The sequence below is a fragment of the Photobacterium sp. 1_MG-2023 genome, from assembly GCF_030547945.1.
GTDB lineage: Bacteria > Pseudomonadota > Gammaproteobacteria > Enterobacterales > Vibrionaceae > Photobacterium.
In genome coordinates this window covers 1-18,452 of the sequence record NZ_JAUORR010000023.1, presented here as the reverse complement: position 1 = coordinate 18,452, position 18,452 = coordinate 1, and the positions used below count along the sequence as shown (strand labels likewise).

General features: G+C 52.5%; 16 protein-coding genes and 2 tRNA genes. 17 read left to right on the top strand and 1 reads right to left on the bottom strand.

The features are described 5' to 3' along the window. Positions 1-69: 69 nt before the first annotated feature. The 10 genes from Q4579_RS17430 (at position 70) to rpoS (ending at position 9,353) form a co-directional block, all read left to right on the top strand. A complete protein-coding gene (locus tag Q4579_RS17430) occupies positions 70-1,716 on the top strand; it encodes a CTP synthase (RefSeq protein WP_303565938.1) in 1,647 nt (548 codons plus the stop codon). An 81-nt stretch (positions 1,717-1,797) separates the two neighbouring features. Further along, entirely contained in the window at positions 1,798-3,099 is a 1,302-nt protein-coding gene (gene eno, locus Q4579_RS17425; protein WP_303565936.1) for a phosphopyruvate hydratase, read from the top strand. Positions 3,100-3,285: 186 nt separating this feature from the next. Next, a complete protein-coding gene (gene ftsB, locus Q4579_RS17420) occupies positions 3,286-3,567 on the top strand; it encodes a cell division protein FtsB (RefSeq protein ID WP_211646216.1) in 282 nt (93 codons plus the stop codon). A 39-nt stretch (positions 3,568-3,606) separates the two neighbouring features. After that, positions 3,607-4,302, top strand: a complete 696-nt coding sequence (gene ispD, locus Q4579_RS17415) for a 2-C-methyl-D-erythritol 4-phosphate cytidylyltransferase (protein WP_303565935.1) — start codon at positions 3,607-3,609, stop codon at positions 4,300-4,302. Further along, positions 4,302-4,775, top strand: coding sequence for a 2-C-methyl-D-erythritol 2,4-cyclodiphosphate synthase (gene ispF, locus Q4579_RS17410; RefSeq protein ID WP_211646214.1), 474 nt, complete (start codon positions 4,302-4,304; stop codon positions 4,773-4,775). Before ispD ends, ispF begins: the two co-directional genes overlap by 1 nt. 30 nt (positions 4,776-4,805) lie before the next feature. Continuing rightward, entirely contained in the window at positions 4,806-5,870 is a 1,065-nt protein-coding gene (truD, locus tag Q4579_RS17405; RefSeq protein ID WP_303566009.1) for a tRNA pseudouridine(13) synthase TruD, read from the top strand. Further along, positions 5,851-6,603: a 5'/3'-nucleotidase SurE gene (gene surE / locus Q4579_RS17400; RefSeq protein ID WP_303565932.1), complete on the top strand. Its 753-nt coding sequence runs from the start codon at positions 5,851-5,853 to the stop codon at positions 6,601-6,603. Before truD ends, surE begins: the two co-directional genes overlap by 20 nt. Continuing rightward, positions 6,603-7,232 carry a protein-L-isoaspartate(D-aspartate) O-methyltransferase gene (locus tag Q4579_RS17395; RefSeq protein ID WP_303565929.1) on the top strand — a complete coding sequence of 210 codons (630 nt, stop codon included), beginning with the start codon at positions 6,603-6,605 and terminating at the stop codon, positions 7,230-7,232. The genes surE and Q4579_RS17395 overlap by 1 nt, the downstream gene beginning before the upstream one ends. Before the next feature lie 3 nt (positions 7,233-7,235). Beyond that, positions 7,236-8,297 carry a peptidoglycan DD-metalloendopeptidase family protein gene (locus tag Q4579_RS17390; RefSeq protein ID WP_303565928.1) on the top strand — a complete coding sequence of 354 codons (1,062 nt, stop codon included), beginning with the start codon at positions 7,236-7,238 and terminating at the stop codon, positions 8,295-8,297. Between the two features lie 54 nt (positions 8,298-8,351). Then, on the top strand, positions 8,352-9,353 hold the full coding sequence (gene rpoS / locus Q4579_RS17385) for an RNA polymerase sigma factor RpoS (protein ID WP_303565927.1): 1,002 nt from the start codon (positions 8,352-8,354) through the stop codon (positions 9,351-9,353). 300 nt (positions 9,354-9,653) lie between these two features. Here rpoS and mutS read toward each other — a convergent pair whose 3' ends face one another. After that, positions 9,654-12,224, bottom strand: a complete 2,571-nt coding sequence (mutS, locus tag Q4579_RS17380; protein ID WP_303565925.1) for a DNA mismatch repair protein MutS — start codon at positions 12,222-12,224, stop codon at positions 9,654-9,656. Between the two features lie 152 nt (positions 12,225-12,376). On the opposite strand from mutS, the gene pncC reads away from it, so the two are divergent. The 7 genes from pncC (at position 12,377) to Q4579_RS17345 (ending at position 18,452) form a co-directional block, all read left to right on the top strand. Next, complete coding sequence (gene pncC / locus Q4579_RS17375) at positions 12,377-12,865, top strand: nicotinamide-nucleotide amidase (protein WP_303565924.1); 489 nt, start codon at positions 12,377-12,379, stop codon at positions 12,863-12,865. A gap of 129 nt (positions 12,866-12,994) precedes the next feature. Continuing rightward, the gene (gene recA / locus Q4579_RS17370; protein ID WP_211646208.1) at positions 12,995-14,062 is read left to right on the top strand and encodes a recombinase RecA; all 1,068 of its coding nucleotides are present in this window, start codon (positions 12,995-12,997) and stop codon (positions 14,060-14,062) included. Between the two features lie 159 nt (positions 14,063-14,221). Continuing rightward, positions 14,222-14,689: a recombination regulator RecX gene (gene recX / locus Q4579_RS17365; RefSeq protein WP_303565922.1), complete on the top strand. Its 468-nt coding sequence runs from the start codon at positions 14,222-14,224 to the stop codon at positions 14,687-14,689. A gap of 179 nt (positions 14,690-14,868) precedes the next feature. Continuing rightward, positions 14,869-17,493 carry an alanine--tRNA ligase gene (gene alaS / locus Q4579_RS17360; RefSeq protein WP_303565921.1) on the top strand — a complete coding sequence of 875 codons (2,625 nt, stop codon included), beginning with the start codon at positions 14,869-14,871 and terminating at the stop codon, positions 17,491-17,493. A 345-nt stretch (positions 17,494-17,838) separates the two neighbouring features. Then, positions 17,839-18,036, top strand: a complete 198-nt coding sequence (gene csrA, locus Q4579_RS17355; RefSeq protein ID WP_211646207.1) for a carbon storage regulator CsrA — start codon at positions 17,839-17,841, stop codon at positions 18,034-18,036. 217 nt (positions 18,037-18,253) lie between these two features. Continuing rightward, positions 18,254-18,345, top strand: a tRNA-Ser gene (locus Q4579_RS17350). 33 nt (positions 18,346-18,378) lie between these two features. After that, positions 18,379-18,452: transfer RNA gene (locus Q4579_RS17345), tRNA-Arg, on the top strand.

Genomic DNA, 18,452 nt, shown 5'->3' with positions numbered 1-18,452 from the left:
ATGTGTCTGGTATACTAATTTCCCGTCCAGATACTTTTTATCCTCTACACCAAATCTTCCAGGTTAAACATGACAACGAATTACATTTTTGTGACGGGCGGTGTTGTATCCTCCCTAGGTAAAGGTATTGCTGCAGCATCACTGGCGGCCATCTTAGAGGCCCGTGGTCTGAAAGTGACCATGATGAAGCTAGACCCTTACATCAACGTTGATCCAGGGACAATGAGCCCGATTCAGCACGGTGAAGTATTCGTTACGGAAGACGGTGCAGAGACCGACCTTGACCTCGGTCACTACGAGCGTTTCATTCGTACCAAGATGACCAAACGCAACAACTTTACCGCCGGCCGTGTCTATGAAGAGGTTCTGCGTAAAGAGCGTCGCGGTGACTATCTGGGTGCAACCATTCAGGTTATCCCGCACATCACTAACGCGATCAAAGAGCGTGTGATTGCCGGTGCCGAAGGCCACGACATTGCGATTGTTGAAGTGGGCGGTACTGTGGGTGATATCGAATCCCTGCCATTCATGGAAGCGCTCCGTCAGCTGGCTGTTGAGCTGGGCCGCGAGCGTGCCATCTTTACGCACCTGACACTGGTGCCTTACCTGGCAGCCGCTGGTGAAGTGAAAACCAAACCAACACAGCATTCAGTGAAAGAACTGCTGTCGATCGGGATTCAGCCAGACGTGCTGATCTGTCGTTCAGACCGCATGATCCCGGCAAACGAACGTGCCAAGATTGCACTGTTCTGTAACGTGCCAGAGAAAGCTGTCATTTCAATGAAAGACGTCGACTCCATCTACAAGATCCCGCAACTGATCAAGTCTCAGGGTCTGGATGAACTGGTTTGTCAGCGTTTCGGAATTACGGCACCAGAAGCCGATCTGAGTGAGTGGGAACGCGTGATCTATGAAGAAGCGAACCCAACCAGCGAAGTAACGATTGGTATGGTCGGTAAATACACCGAACTGCCAGATGCATACAAGTCTGTGAACGAAGCCCTGAAACACGCTGGCCTGAAAAACCGCCTGTCTGTGACCATCAAGTATGTGGATTCACAGGACGTGGAGTCAAAAGGCGTTGAAATGCTGGAAGGTCTGGATGCAATTCTGGTCCCGGGCGGTTTCGGTGGTCGTGGTGTTGAAGGCAAGATCATGACGGCGCAGTATGCGCGTGAAAACAAAATTCCATACCTGGGCATCTGTCTGGGCATGCAAGTCGCACTGATCGAATTTGCGCGAAATGTGGCAGGTCTGAGCGGTGCACACTCAACCGAGTTCGATGCCAAATCGCCTTATCCGGTTGTAGGTCTGATCACGGAGTGGGTCGACAGCGAAGGTAACGTGGAAGAGCGGACTGAAGCGTCTGATCTGGGCGGTACCATGCGTCTGGGTTCACAGCTGTGTCATCTGGAAGATGGCAGCAAAGCCCGCGAACTTTACGGCAGCGCGACCATCCACGAGCGTCACCGTCACCGTTACGAAGTGAACAACAACCTGTTGCCTCAGCTGAAGGAAGCTGGCCTGAAGGTGTCTGGTTTGTCAGCCGATAAGAAGCTGGTTGAGATTATTGAGGTGCCAAATCACCCATGGTTCGTTGCGGCTCAGTTCCACCCTGAGTTCACATCAACCCCGCGTGATGGCCATCCACTGTTTGAAGGCTTCGTCAAAGCCGCTGGTCAGCATCAGCGCGGCGAGCTGGAAGAGAACAAATAAGAGTTACGAATAGCTGTTGCACAGGAGTGCGGCAGCTTTTTTTTCGCTTTTTTAAATCAAAATAAAGCAAGAGGAAACACAATGTCTAAGATCGTTAAAGTTCTGGGTCGTGAAATCATCGACTCACGCGGTAACCCAACTGTAGAAGCTGAAGTTCATCTGGAAGGCGGTTTTGTTGGTATGGCTGCTGCGCCATCAGGTGCATCTACGGGCTCTCGTGAAGCTCTGGAGCTGCGTGACGGTGACAAAGCACGTTTTCTTGGCAAAGGTGTTCTGAAAGCCGTTGATGCAGTCAATGGCCCGATTGCTCAGGCGCTGCTGGGTCAAGATGCGAAAGCTCAGGCTGACATCGACCAAATCATGATCGACCTGGACGGTACAGACAACAAATCTAAGTTCGGTGCAAACGCAATTCTGGCGGTTTCTCTGGCGAACGCAAAAGCAGCTGCTGCGGCGAAAGGCATGCCTCTGTACGAGCACATTGCTGAGCTGAACGGCACACCGGGCAAATTCTCTATGCCACTGCCAATGATGAACATCATCAACGGTGGTGAGCACGCAGACAACAACGTCGACATTCAGGAATTCATGATTCAGCCTGTTGGCGCGAAAACCCTGAAAGAAGGCCTGCGTATCGGTGCAGAAGTTTTCCATAACCTGGCAAAAGTTCTGAAAGCGAAAGGCATGAGCACGGCTGTGGGTGACGAAGGTGGCTTCGCACCAAACCTGGAATCAAACGCTGCTGCACTGGCTGCAATCAAAGAAGCTGTTGAGCTGGCAGGCTACGAGCTGGGTAAAGACGTGACTCTGGCGATGGACTGTGCTGCATCTGAGTTCTACGACAAAGAAGCAGGCAACTACAACATGAAAGGTGAAGGCAAAGTCTTCACTTCTGAAGAATTCAACCACTATCTGGCTGGCCTGGTTGCACAGTACCCAATCGTGTCGATCGAAGACGGTCTGGACGAGTCTGACTGGGATGGCTTCAAGCACCAGACAGAACTGCTGGGCGACAAAATCCAGCTGGTGGGTGACGATCTGTTTGTCACCAACACCAAGATCCTGAAAGAAGGGATTGATAAAGGTATCGCGAACTCTATCCTGATCAAGTTCAACCAGATCGGTTCTCTGACCGAAACACTGGCTGCGATCAAGATGGCGAAAGATGCAGGTTATACCGCTGTCATCTCTCACCGTTCAGGTGAAACTGAAGATGCAACCATCGCTGATCTGGCGGTCGGTACTGCAGCTGGCCAGATCAAGACAGGTTCTATGAGCCGTTCTGACCGTGTTGCGAAATACAACCAGCTGATTCGTATCGAAGAAGCACTGGGTGAAAAAGCACCTTACAACGGTCTGAAAGAAGTGAAAGGTCAGGCATAAGTCTGAAACAACACTTTGTCCGTCTGACGGATAAAAGATGGATAAGCCGCTCATCAGAGCGGCTTTTTTATGCCCGAATGGCTGCACCGGAACTGGTCACACCGGGCGCTTTATGGGATTATTACCGCTTCCCGGGCGGTAAATCCGGCCTGTCGCTTGAACGAATCAACCGAGAATGAGGCTTGCATGCGAGTATTCAGTGCCGTGTTGCTATTGGTATTATCCTGGCTGCAGTACGAGTTCTGGTTTGGCAAAAATGGGATGTCTGATTACGTGGCGCTGAAAGACAACGTCGCGCTTCAGCAGAAAGCCAACGCGGAACTGGTGCAGCGAAATCAGCAGATGTACGCAGAAATTCATGACCTGCATCAGGGGCTGGAAGCCGTTGAAGAGCGGGCCCGGCATGAACTTGGTATGATCAAACCCGGAGAAACTTTTTTTCGCATTGTGGGTGACAATACTCCCTAGGAGAGCACCCGCAGGCGTTTATTTGGCAGTAAACCCATCATGACTCAAACCTTAACTGCTGTTGTGCCAGCCGCCGGTATCGGCAGCCGTATGCAGGCTGATCGGCCCAAGCAGTACCTGCTGATTGCAGGAAAAACAATTTTAGAACATACCGTTGACTGTCTGCTGCAACACCCCGCGATCGGTCGTGTGGTGATTGCGATTAGCGACAGCGACCCCTATTTTCAGCATCTCCCACTCTCTGCTCGTCCTGAAGTGACTGTGGTTGAGGGGGGCGCGGAACGTGCTGATTCCGTGTTCGCCGGTTTGGCAGATTTATCGGATGAAGACTGGGTGCTGGTTCACGATGCGGCCCGTCCTTGCCTGCATCAGGATGATATTTCACGCTTGATCGAACAGGCACAACAAAGCGAGTGTGGCGCAATCCTGGCCGCACCAGTGCGGGATACCATGAAGCGTGGCAATGGCCGCCAGGCGATCGCCATGACAGTAGAACGCACGGATCTCTGGCATGCTCTCACGCCACAGATGTTTCGGGCAGGTCAGCTCCGTGACGCCATGACCAAGTCACTTGCAGACGGCGCTGTCGTCACCGATGAAGCTTCAGCCCTGGAGCATTGCGGTTATGCACCGCGCCTGGTGACCGGACGGGCCGATAATTTGAAAATTACACAGCCGGAAGATCTGGCACTGGCCGAATTTTACCTGCAGCAACGACAAAAGGAGCAGGCATAATGCGAATTGGACATGGTTTTGACGTACATAAATTTGGCGGTGAAGGCCCGGTGATCATCGGTGGCGTGGCCGTCCCGTATGAATTTGGTCTGGTGGCGCATTCAGATGGTGATGTTGCACTCCATGCGGTTTGTGATGCTTTACTGGGGGCGATTGGTGCCGGTGATATTGGTCGTCATTTCCCGGACACAGATGCTGAGTGGAAAGGTGCAGACAGCCGGATGTTGCTGCGCGATGTCTATTCCAAAGTGAAAGCGAAAGGCTATTGTCTAGGGAATCTGGATGTCACCATTATTGCCCAGGCGCCCAAGATGGCACCTTATATCGACGAAATGTGTCAGCGAATTGCCGACGATCTTGAAACCACGGTCGATAATATTAATGTAAAGGCAACCACTTCCGAGCGTTTGGGCTTTACGGGCCGCAAAGAAGGCATTGCCTGCGAAGCGGTTGTGTTACTGCGTTCCCTGTAACCGGACTCCTTTCTGGAAACTGTAAACATGATGACAATTGAAATGGACAGCCTGAGCTGGCTGTATGGTAAGCCGGTTTGCCGCGGGCGCAGCAAAGTTCGCCCGGAAGACTTTATCGTCAAAGAACAACTGGGATTTGATTTTGCCGGTAGCGGTGAACACTTCATGGTGAAAATCCGTAAAACCGGTGAAAACACCAAGTATGTTGTCAATGAGCTGGCCAAAGCCTGTGGCGTAAAATCCCGGGATGTCAGCTGGGCGGGATTGAAAGACCGCCATGCCGTGACCGAGCAATGGCTCAGTGTGCACCTGCCTGGGAAACCGGATCCGGATCTCACGCAGTTTGTCGCAGAGCACCCGGGGGTTGAGGTGATCGCCACAGATCGCCATGATAAAAAACTGCGTCCAGGCGATCTGGCCGGCAATGCATTTGAGCTGCGACTGAGCGAACTGGACCAGCCCGCGGATGTCGTCTCCCGCCTGAAACAGATCGAGCAGCACGGTGTGCCGAACTACTTTGGTGCGCAGCGATTCGGCCACGATGGTAATAACGTGATCAAAGCTCGTGCCTGGGGGAACGATGAGTTTCGGGTTCGGGATAAGAGCAAACGCAGTTTTTATCTGTCTGCGGCACGTTCCTGGCTGTTTAATCTCGTCCTGTCCCAGCGGATCGCGGCGGGTAAGGCAGCGACTCTGATGGCCGGTGACTGTGTTCAGGACAAAGAGACGGATAGCTGGACGCTGGTCGAGCAGGTTACCCCGGCGCTGCAGGCGCAGGTTGAGCAGGGCAGTGTGCTGATTACGGCTCCGATGATGGGTGACAATGCGCTGCCGACGCAGGGAGAGGTTGCCGACTTCGAAATGCAGATCATTGAACAGGAACCTTTGCTGCTCAAACTGATCCGCGATAACCGTATGCGTCATGAGCGCCGTGCGCTGATGTTGCGACCAGGCGATATGCACTGGTCGCAGGAAGCTGATCAACTGGTGGTTCAGTTCTCCCTGCCAGCGGGCTGCTTTGCAACGGCCGTGTTGCGAGAGATGATTGATGAGCCAGAACAAAAGGATGGCAGATATGCGAATTTTGATCAGTAATGATGATGGTATCTTTGCTGAAGGAATCAATACATTGGCCGATACCCTGAAGGAACTGGGGGAGGTCTATGTGGTGGCACCGGACCGTAATCGCAGTGGGGCGTCAAATTCTCTGACGCTGGAAACACCGCTGCGGATCCGTGAAGAAGGCATTCGTCGGATTTCGGTGGAAGGGACACCAACCGACTGTGTTCATTTTGCGCTCAATGAGTGGATGACTGAAAAGCCGGATATTGTTGTTGCCGGGATTAATCATGGCGCAAATCTGGGCGATGATGTGCTGTATTCGGGCACCGTCGCCGCAGCCACCGAAGGACATTTTTTAGGTGTACCTGCCATTGCTGTCTCTCTGGTGGGACGTGAGCACTTTGCCACAGCGGCTCAGGTCGTCAAGGAAGTCGTTGGCCGTTTGAAAGTTCAGCCTTTACCCAGCAATAAAATTTTAAATATCAATGTTCCGGATGTCCCCTTGTCCGAGCTGGGTGAATGGCAGGTAACACGATTGGGCGCACGGCACCGGGCTGAAAAAATGATTAAAGATACCGACCCGCGCGGGAAAACGATTTATTGGCTTGGCCCTCCCGGCAGCTGCCAGGATGCGGGGCCGGGCACTGATTTTTATGCGATTGAGCACAAGCAGGTCTCAATGACCCCGCTTCAGGTTGATTTAACCGCGCATGATGCGTTAGATGACCTGTCGCAGTGGATGAAACAAGTGGAGAACAACGGATAATGCGCTATGCGGAACAACGCCATAGCCTGATGGAATATTTGAGTCAGCTGGGCATTGCTGACCGGCAAGTGCTGCAAGTGATGGACAAAGTTCCCCGCGAGCATTTTATTGATGAAGCCTTGTCTCATAAAGCTTATGAAAACAATGCTTTGCCGATTGGCAGTGGGCAGACAATCTCTCAACCTTACATCGTTGCACGCATGACTGAACTGCTGGCATTGTCACCGAGCTCCCGGGTGCTTGAAATCGGCACCGGCTCGGGCTACCAAACGGCGATTCTGTCTCATCTGGTCGACCGGGTTTACTCCGTTGAGCGGATTAAAAAGCTGCAGTGGCAGGCAAAGCGTCGTTTCAAGCAACTGGATTTACATAACATTTCCACCAAGCATGGTGACGGCTGGCAGGGATGGTCAGGCAAAGGTCCTTTTGATGCCATCATTGTGACGGCTGCGGCGGATATTGTTCCGCCGGCGTTGCTGGCCCAGCTGGCTGAAGGCGGGCGTTTGGTGATTCCGGTTGGTGAGATGAATCAAGTGCTCAAGTGTATCCGCTGTCTGGATGGTCACTATGTGACGGAAGAAATTACACCGGTACGCTTTGTTCCGCTCGTGTCAGGGGAGCTGGCTTAACCGATGAAAGGGTGGCAGGGAAAAAAGCGTCAATTATTCGCGGTACTGGCAGCAGGTCATCTGCTGACTGCTTGCGCGACTTATCCGCCCCAAGGGGCCAATTATAACAACACGGAGCGTGGTAGTTACCGTGGCAGTTATTATGAGGTTCAAAAGGGGGACACCCTTTATTTCATTGCTTATCTTTCCGGGCGTGATGTCAATGAGTTGATTGATATTAACCAGTTATCACCACCCTATACGATTTTTCCGGGTCAGAAACTCTTTCTCTGGAAACCGAAATATGTTGCCCCACAATTTGGTCAGAAAGTCGCATCGCGACCTTCACAGCCCATTGTGAAGAAACCATCTGTGCCACCGAAGCGGGAAGCGATCCCTTATCAGCCACCCGTTGTGGTCGGTCCAGTTGCGGCGACAACCGTGGCGACAGGCACGGCTGCGGCAGCAACGACGGTGGCCGCAGCGAAACCACCCGTAATATCAACTCAGCTAAGTAAGCCTGCACAAACGACAACGGCGGCAAAACCTGTGCCGGTGAAATCTTCGACTAAAGACGTACAAAAAAGCGCCAACAAAGGTGTTGATCGTCCTTCCACAAAAGAGTACTCTCAAGACTCAAAAAGTAACAAAGTTGTTACAACTCAGGCAAAACCGAAGGAAAACACAGCGAAGACTTCAAAGTCTGACGATGGCAAAGTTGACACTTGGAGATGGCCGACTAAAGGACGAGTGGTTGCCGGATTCTCGAGCCGGGACAACGGCAATAAAGGCATTGATATCGCGGGTCAGCGTGGACAAGATGTCAACGCAACCGCTGCCGGAAAAGTTGTCTACGCAGGCAATGCACTCCGGGGTTATGGCAACTTGGTCATCATCAAACATAATGACGACTACCTGAGTGCCTATGCGCACAATGAGAAGGTACTTGTCACGGAGCAAGATACGGTGACTGCGGGGCAGAAAATTGCCGCGATGGGCAGCTCAGGAACCAACAGTGTCCGGCTGCACTTTGAGATCCGTTATAAAGGCAAGTCAGTGAATCCGCTCAAGTACCTGCCAGACTGACAGACGGCTCGGGCGTGATGAACCGGATTTGCGAGACGCTATCTGGGAGGCGCTATGAGCAGAAGTAATGCAGCTACTGATATCGAAAACTACGATGAGTTTGAAGACGATATAGAGCTTGAGGTTGAAGAGCAAGAAGCTGACATCTCAGCAAAATCCGAGGTTGAAGAGACGGAAGACGAGCTGGAAATCTCGTCTTATAGTGTCACTCAGAAAGCATTGGATGCAACGCAGCTTTACCTTGGTGAAATTGGTTTTTCCCCACTTTTAACCGCTGAGGAAGAAGTTCTTTATGCGCGTCGTGCCTTACGTGGAGATGAGGTCGCCCGTAAGCGGATGATTGAAAGTAACCTGCGTCTGGTGGTTAAAATTTCCCGCCGTTACAGCAATCGTGGTCTGGCGCTGTTAGATCTGGTTGAAGAAGGTAACCTGGGGCTGATCCGTGCGGTTGAAAAATTCGACCCTGAGCGTGGTTTCCGCTTCTCAACTTACGCGACCTGGTGGATCCGTCAAACCATTGAGCGGGCCATCATGAACCAAACCCGGACGATTCGTCTGCCCATTCATGTAGTGAAAGAGCTGAACGTCTATTTGCGGACGGCCCGTGAGCTGGCCCAAAAGCTGGATCATGAACCGACCGCTGAAGACATTGCCCTGCAACTCGATAAATCTGTGGATGATGTGAATCGGATGCTGCGCCTCAACGAGCGTGTCGGCTCAGTCGATAATCCGATTGGTGGGGATACCGAGAAAGCTTTGCTGGATATTATTCCGGATGAGCGTTGCGGTGGCCCGGAAACATCAACGCAGGATGACGACATGAAAAATTCTATCGTCACCTGGCTGCAAGAGCTGAATCCGAAACAACGTGAAGTGCTTGCCCGCCGTTTTGGTCTGCTGGGTTATGAAGCATCGACGCTTGAAGATGTGGGCCGTGAGATTGGTCTGACCCGCGAGCGAGTACGTCAGATTCAGGTTGAAGGTCTGCGCCGCCTGCGGGATATGCTGACCCATCAGGGTCTGAACATTGAATCTCTGTTCAATCAGGAAATGTAAGGACTGAGCGAAGAGAACTGACTCCGAGAGTCATTGCTCACAGGTTCATTGCACAAAGATATTACGGAAAGAAAAACCATTGAAAAAGGACGCCTGCCCGGCGTCCTTTTTTTGTGTGTTGCAAACAGGATTGGCTTTTATACCAATCGCAGTCAATCACTGGTCATCCTAGCTTGTTAAAATGTTCGATAACTGCGTTAGATTTTTTGATTGTAGAACAACTACTTATATAAAAAATCCGCCTTGTTCTCAAACATTATTCCTGCGCTATTTTTGATCACTGACTTGCTTTGATTGGTATTACAGCAAAGCCTTGAGGCGATAGAGTTCATCTAATGCCTGCCGTGGCGACAGCTCATCCGGGTTCAGACGTGCTAACGCTTCTTCAACTTCGCTAGGTTCAGGGATCAGTGACAGTTGCTGAGTATCGCTGCTGTTCTGACTCGGCTGCTCAATCGCCTGCTGGTGGCCGCTGGCCTCCAGTTGCTGCAGTTTTTGCTTGGCGCGCTTAATCACAGATTTCGGAACACCAGCCAGACTGGCAACGGCCAGGCCGAAAGACTTACTGGCCGCACCTTCCTGGACGGCGTGCATGAAGGCAATTTCATCGCCATGCTCGATTGCGTCCAGGTGAACATTCGCCAGCCCTGGCAACAGTGAAGGCAGTTCGGTCAGTTCAAAGTAGTGGGTGGCGAATAAGGTCATGGCGGCAATTTTCTCAGCCAGCCATTCTGCACTGGCCCAGGCCAGAGACAGACCATCATACGTGCTGGTGCCGCGACCAATTTCATCCATCAACACCAAACTGTTTTCAGTGGCATTGTGGAGGATATTGGCGGTTTCAGTCATTTCGACCATGAAGGTCGAACGGCCGGATGCCAGATCATCCGACGCACCAATTCGGGTGAAAATCCGGTCCAGCGGGCCGATGGTTGCAGTATCCGCCGGAACATAAGACCCAACATGAGCCAGCAGAGCAATGAGTGCGGTCTGGCGCATGTAGGTGGACTTACCGCCCATGTTTGGACCCGTGATGATCAGCATTCGCCGGTCCTGATGCAGTGAAATCGGGTTGGCGATGAATGGGTCATCCAGCACTTGCTCAACCACCGGGTGACGACCGGCACTGATTTCAACGCCCGGTTTGTCCGTCAGGTGCGGACGGCAGTAGTTCAGCGTGTCGGCACGCTCTGCCAGATTCGCCAGCACATCCAGTTCAGAGAGCGCCGCGGCAGTCTGCTGCAACTGTGCCAGATGAGGCAGCAAGAGATCGAAGAGTTCTTCCCACAGCTTTTTCTCCAGTGCCAGCGCTTTGGACTTGGAATTCAGCACTTTATCTTCATGTGCTTTCAGCTCGGGAATGATATAGCGCTCGGCATTTTTCAGCGTCTGGCGGCGTACATAATGGCTGGGCACTTTATGACTCTGGCCACGGCTGATCTGAATATAGAAACCGTGCACCTGATTGAACCCGACTTTCAGGCTGTCGATATCATGTCGTTCGCGTTCGCTGGCTTCCAGCTCCTCGAGGAATTTCGTGGCACCATCGGCCAGATCGCGCCATTCATCCAGCTCGGCATTGTATCCGGGTGCCAGGACGCCACCATCACGGATCACCACGGGCGGGTTTTCGATCACCGCGCGTTCCAGCAGCGCACACAGCTCATCCATGGGCTGGCTGTACTCGGCAAGCTGACGCAGATGATCGCTGCTGAACTCAGTCATGAGTCCAGCCAGTTCAGGCAGATACTGTAGTGCGGTCCGCATCCGGGCCAGATCGCGCGGCCGGGCAGAACGCAGTGCCAGACGGGCCAGAATGCGTTCCAGATCGCCCATATGACGCAGAACATCGGCCAGTTCGGCAAACATGCCGCTGTCTTTCAGATTGCCGATGGCATCCAGTCGCTGATTCAGTTGCTGGTGGTTTCGCACCGGCTGATGCAGCCAGCGTTTGAGTAAACGACTGCCCATAGGCGTCGCGGTCTGATCCAGTACTGAAGCCAGTGTGTTGTCGGTGCCCCCGGCCAGGTTTTGGGTCAGTTCCAGATTGCGGCGGGTTGCTGCATCCAGAATCACGGACTGCTCTTGTGTATCCCGGGTAATCGCTCGGATATGGGGCAGGGCCGTGCGCTGCGTATCTTTCACATATTGAAGCAGACAGCCAGCGGCACACAGACCAAACTCAGCGTTCTCAACGCCAAAGCCCACCAGATCACGGGTCCCGAATTGCAGAGTCAGTTGCTGGCGGGCGGTTTCCAGAGCAAATTCCCACACCGGACGGCGTCGCGCTCCTTTGAGGTGACTGAACAGGCCCGGCAGCGGGAAATCTTCCGGGTACAGCAGTTCAACAGGGCTGGTGCGCTGCAGCTCGGCCTGCATCGCTTCTTCGGTTTCAGGCTCGGTTAGCATAAAGCGGCCGGAGGTGATATCCAGCGTGGCGTAACCGAAGCGGCCGTTCTGGCAGAAAATAGCGGCAATCAGGTTGTCGCGCCGTTCATGCAGCAGCGCTTCATCACTGACGGTTCCTGGAGTCACAATACGCACGACCTGGCGTTCAACCGGTCCTTTGCTGGTGGCCGGATCGCCGATCTGTTCGCAAATTGCAACCGATACGCCTAACTGAACCAGTTTCGCCAGATAGGCTTCTACGGCGTGATATGGCACACCGGCCATGGGGATCGGCTGGCCATTGGACGCCCCCCGTTTGGTCAGCGAAATATCGAGCAGTTGTGAGGCTTGCTTGGCATCGTCAAAGAAGAGTTCGTAGAAATCGCCCATCCGGTAAAACAGCAGCACATCAGGGTTTTCTGCCTTGATTCTGAGATATTGCTGCATCATGGGAGTGTGTTTTTCTAAACCTTGTACTGTCACGCTGTCGCCCGCTTCAAACCGAGAAAAATCAGGCTGACTAGGATACGTGAAAGGTGTGGACGGGCAAAGAGGGCCGGAAGAATTTCTATGGCTTGATGCCGGTGGCGCAACCGAGTAAGGTGGCTGAATCGACTGCGCGCGGAGGAAAGCAGATGGTAGAGACCTTACTCGCCGCCCAACTGGGAAATGCCCTGGTTGCACGTCAATGGCTGGCCACAACAGCAGAATCCTGTACGGGCGGGGGTGTTTCCGCAGCTATCACGGATATTGCCGGAAGCTCAGCCTGGTTTGACCGGGCATTTGTGACCTACAGCAATGAGGCAAAGCAGGAAATGCTGGCGGTTCAGGCGGCAACACTGGCACAGTATGGTGCCGTCAGCGAGCCCGTCGTGCTGGAAATGGCTGCGGGGGCACTGGCTCATTCCCGTGCTCAGATGAGTGTTGCGATCAGTGGCATTGCCGGACCGGATGGCGGCACCCCGCAAAAGCCGGTTGGCACCGTGTGTTTTGCCTGGGCGGATACAACCGGCTGGCAGCATGTGACGACCTGTCTGTTTGACGGGGACAGGCAGGCCGTTCGTGAGCAGGCGGTCGCGTACGCTTTGCAAGGTTTTCTGGATCGCTTGCAGGCGATGCAGTGAAGATCACACTCTGCTCCGGTTAGCGGGCTGGAGCGGAAAAAAATCGCATCCAGTGCTAGACACTGTATGAATAGACAGTATACTAACCCGTAAATTGAATTCTTGAATTAGCATCCGTTGGAGAGTCGAATGGACGACAACAAACAGAAGGCTCTTGCCGCTGCCCTGGGTCAGATCGAAAAGCAGTTCGGTAAAGGCTCCATCATGAAGCTGGGTGACAACCGTACGATGGATATCGAAACCATCTCAACCGGTTCTCTGTCACTGGATATCGCACTGGGCGCTGGCGGCCTGCCAATGGGTCGTATCGTAGAAATCTATGGTCCGGAATCTTCAGGTAAAACCACGCTGACACTGGAAACCATTGCTGCAGCACAGCGTAAAGGCAAGACTTGTGCCTTCATCGATGCTGAGCACGCACTGGATCCGATTTATGCGAAGAAGCTGGGCGTGAACATCGACGAGCTGCTGGTTTCTCAGCCGGATACCGGTGAGCAGGCGCTCGAAATCTGTGACGCGCTGGCACGCTCTGGTGCTGTTGATCTGATTGTTGTCGACTCCGTTGCCGCCCTGACCCCGAAAGCTGAAATTGAAGGCGAAATGGGTGACTCTCACATGGGTCTGCAAGCCCGGATGCTTTCTCAGGCGATGCGTAAGCTGACCGGTAACCTGAAACAGTCAAACTGTATGTGTATCTTCATCAACCAGATCCGAATGAAGATTGGTGTGATGTTTGGGAACCCGGAAACAACAACGGGTGGTAACGCCCTGAAATTCTATGCTTCTGTTCGTCTGGACATCCGCCGTACCGGCGCGATCAAAGAAGGCGACGAAGTGGTGGGGAACGAAACCCGCATTAAAGTTGTGAAAAACAAAATTGCAGCGCCGTTTAAGCAAGCGGATACGCAGATTCTTTACGGACAGGGCTTTAACCGCAATGGCGAGCTGATTGACCTGGGCGTAAAGCAAAAGCTGATTGAAAAAGCCGGTGCCTGGTACAGCTATCAGGGTGACAAGATTGGTCAGGGTAAGGCGAATGCCTGTAAGTACCTGTCTGAGAATCCGGAAATTGCACAAACCATTGACAAGCTGTTGCGTGAGCAATTGCTGACGCCTGCAAATCTGAGCGATGAAGATGCTGAGCTGGCGAGTGCAGATGCAGAAAAGATTGATGCTCAGGAAGGCGAAGCTTTTTAAGCTGACCGCTGATCGAGCTTAAAACAGCACAGGATCAGAACTGGAACAACGGGCGCTGTACGGCGGTGATTTCACCAACGTCAGTGCCCGTTGTGTTTTGGGGCGTTCAGCCACGGACAAATGACACAGATGCAGGACAACTGAAAACAGGGGATATCCGTGAGACGACAACCACCTAAAATTTCGGCAAAAGAAGCGGCGGTCGGGTATCTGTCGCGTCGTGATCATGCAGAGCGGGAACTGCAACAGAAACTGAAAATGCGCGGATACAGCGAGCAGGATGTTCAGGAAGCCATTGCTTTTTGTCAGGACTATCAATGGCTTGATGATGCCCGGTATGCCGCCATGGCTGTGCGGAATGGCGTTGCCAAAGGTTGGGGGAAGCTGCGTATTCAGCAGGAAATGAAAATGAAAGGGGTACACGAACTGTGTATCAAGCAGGCTTTGACCAATGCTGAGGTGGACTGGTTTGAACAGGCAAAATCAGTCGCGCAGCGTAAATTTGGCAATCAACCGATGGATACTCCGAAAGAGAAAGCGCGCAGGCTGCGCTTCATGCAGTCCCGCGGATTTGACTTTGAACAAATCCGCTATGCCTTATCGGTTGATGACGAATACGAAGGCTGATTTTTCTCCTGTGTTCACAGAACATTTCCCGTCAAACCCGCGTTGTTTTACAATAGTCAGCAAACCTTTTATCTTAGTCTGATTAAACCTGCATCTGGGCCGAATTTGGGTTCGAGCTCAGACAACTGGATGGCAGTTGCCGGCAGGGGGATTAACACAGCATTATTCAGGATTTTCAAATGTACATGAGCACTGATGAGATTCGCCGTGCGTTTCTTACGTTTTTTGAAAGCAAAGGTCACCAGATTGTCGACAGTTCGTCACTGGTTCCGGCCAATGACCCGACCCTGCTGTTTACGAACGCGGGGATGAACCAGTTTAAAGATACCTTCCTGGGTCTGGAAAAGCGTAATTACACCCGAGCGACCACGGCACAGCGCTGTGTACGTGCTGGTGGTAAGCACAATGACCTGGAAAATGTTGGCTTTACTGCACGTCACCATACTTTCTTCGAAATGCTGGGGAACTTCAGCTTCGGGGACTATTTCAAAGAAGATGCGATTCAGTATGGCTGGGAATTCCTGACTGGTGTCCTGAAACTGCCAAAAGAGCGCCTGCTGGTCACGGTTTATCAGACCGATGATGAAGCCTTTGATATTTGGCATAAAGTCATTGGCCTGCCGGAAGACCGGATTATCCGCATTGGCGATAAGCAAGGCGGGAAGGCATTCGAATCTGATAACTTCTGGCAAATGGGTGACACAGGCCCGTGTGGTCCATGTACCGAAATTTTTTATGACCACGGTGATCACATCTGGGGTGGTCCTCCGGGGTCACCAGAAGAAGACGGTGACCGTTTCATCGAAATCTGGAACATCGTCTTCATGCAGTTCAACCGTCAGGCTGACGGTCAAATGGACCCGCTGCCAAAACCATCGGTTGATACCGGCATGGGGATTGAGCGTCTGGCTGCGATTTTGCAGCACGTTCACTCAAATTATGAAATTGATATCTTTCAGGCGCTGATCAAAGAAGCGGCGTCTGTGATTGGCTACGACGACCTGTCGAACCAGTCGCTGCGTGTGGTTGCTGACCATATCCGTTCCTGCGCCTATCTGATCGTAGATGGTGTGATGCCGTCGAACGAAGGCCGTGGCTATGTGTTGCGCCGGATCATTCGTCGTGCTGTGCGTCACGGCAATAAACTGGGTGCCAATGGTGCATTCTTCTTCAAACTGGTGGGTCCGCTGGCAGAAGTCATGGGCACCGCAGGAGAAGCGCTGAAGCAACAGCAGGCGATGGTCGAGAAGGTGCTGAAGATCGAAGAAGAGAACTTCGGTCGTACACTGGATCGTGGCATGGCAATTCTGAATGATGCATTGGATGCGCTGGATGGCAAGGTGCTGGACGGCGAGACCGTATTTAAATTGTACGACACTTATGGTTTCCCGGCTGACCTGACTAATGATGTCGCGCGTGAGCGTGGTTTCAGCATTGACGAAGAAGGTTTTAACAATGCCATGGAAGCCCAGCGTCAGCGCGCGCGTGAAGCCGGCCAGTTCGGTGTTGACTACAACGACAGCGTGAAAGTGGATGCGGAAACTGAGTTCTGCGGCTATGACGGCACTCAGGGTGAAGGTCAGGTGGTCGCACTGTTCCGGGACGGTGAAGCGGTTGAAGCCATCGCTGCGGGTGAAAAAGCGCTGGTCATTCTGGATCACACACCGTTTTACGCCGAGTCAGGCGGTCAGTGTGGCGATACTGGTGTGCTGACGGCAAACGGTGTTGCATTCCAGGTTGAAGATACACAAAAATTCGGAGATGCGATTGGCCACCAGGGCGTGATGAACGAAGGTGCTCTGAAAGTTGGGGACCGTTTATCTGCTGCGGTGGATGCTGCGCGCCGTGCGGCAATCAGCCTGAACCACTCAGCCACCCACTTGCTGCACGCTGCATTGCGTCAGGAACTGGGTGAACACGTCACGCAGAAAGGCTCTCTGGTGAAGCCAGACAGTCTGCGTTTTGACTTTTCACATCTGGAATCGGTGAAGCCGGAACAACTGCGTAAAATTGAGCGAATAGTGAATGAGCAGATTCGCCTGAACCATGCCGTTGAAACCAATGTCATGGACATCGAAGCCGCCAAAGTGAAAGGTGCAATGGCACTGTTTGGCGAGAAATACGACGATGAAGTTCGCGTTCTGACCATGGGTGAATTCTCGACCGAACTCTGTGGTGGCATTCACGCCCGCCGGACCGGTGATATTGGTTTGTTCAAGATTGTTTCTGAAGGCGGGATTGCCGCGGGTATCCGCCGGATTGAAGCCGTGACCGGTGAAGGTGCAATTGCAGCACTGCATGCACAAGACAATCTGCTGGCAGAAACGGCGGGTCTGGTGAAGTCAGACGCTGCTTCCATCACCAGTAAAGTCAGCGCGCTGGTTTCGCAGAACAAGCAGCTGGAGAAAGAGCTCCAACAGTTGAAAGATAAACTGGCGGCGCAGGAAAGCGCAGGTCTAATCAATCAGGTTCAGGATATCAATGGGACTAAGGTCTTGATTGCCAAGCTTGATGGTGCCGATAACAAAGCCTTGCGTGGTATGGTTGACGAGCTGAAAAACCAGATGGGAAGTGGTGTTGTGATTCTGGGTAACGTCAGCGAGGGTAAAGTTGGCCTGATTGCCGGTGTCACGAAGGACATGACGTCGAAAGTGAAGGCTGGCGAGCTGGTGAACATGGTTGCTCAGCAGGTTGGCGGTAAAGGGGGCGGTCGTCCGGACATGGCTCAGGCTGGTGGGACGGATGCAAGCGCGTTACCGGCTGCCCTGGAAAGCGTATCACCTTGGCTCAGTGAGCGTCTCTGACGGACGTTTCTGCTGATCATCACTGAATGCGGCAACGGTCACTTAAGTGTTTGATGTCGGCTGTGGTACAGTCGACATCAATGGTTAAGAAAGTGCTACAATGACAAGCAGTTGAGGCGTAAAAACGATCCATGAGAAATCTGTGCATGGTTCTTGCCATGAAAACGGAACGGATCGCTGTTGTACGCCGAATGCAGAAAATGTTTGTGGTTGATTGTCAAAGTCTGGATAATCGCCCACTTCTCGCTGTTTCTTGAGCAGTGACCATGAACTCCGGGCCATCTAGCAATGGAAAATGGCCTGATAAACACTAATTAAAAGTAAGATTACTCAAGGAGCAATCGAATGCTAATTTTGACTCGTCGCGTAGGTGAGACGCTAATGATCGGTGACGAAGTAACCGTAACCGTGCTTGGCGTGAAGGGAAATCAGGTTCGCATCGGTGTCAATGCGCCGAAAGAAGTGTCTGTTCACCGTGAAGAAATCTACATGCGTATACAGGCAGAGAAAGATACCGGATCGCAAAGCTCGGGTAACTACTAATTTCTGTTTTACAAAAGAGGTCGGCTGTGAAGCTGGCCTTTTTTGTCTGTGCCGGAATCCGGTACCGAACCAGCCTTTCGGATTGAAAAAACAAGCTTCAGGGAGCTTTTGCTAGCGGTTTGGCGATTAAGTGTTCAGGTGCATCTGGAATGGCACTTTTTCTCAATAAAGTGTTTGACTTATTTTTGCCTGACAGTAATATGAGCGACCGCAAGACGGTGAGGTGGCCGAGAGGCTGAAGGCGCTCCCCTGCTAAGGGAGTATACGGTTTATCCCGTATCGAGGGTTCGAATCCCTCCTTCACCGCCATTTCTTTTCGAAAGAAATATCGCTTGCAATTGCGCGTCCGTAGCTCAGCTGGATAGAGTACCTGGCTACGAACCAGGCGGTCGGAGGTTCGAATCCTCCCGGACGCG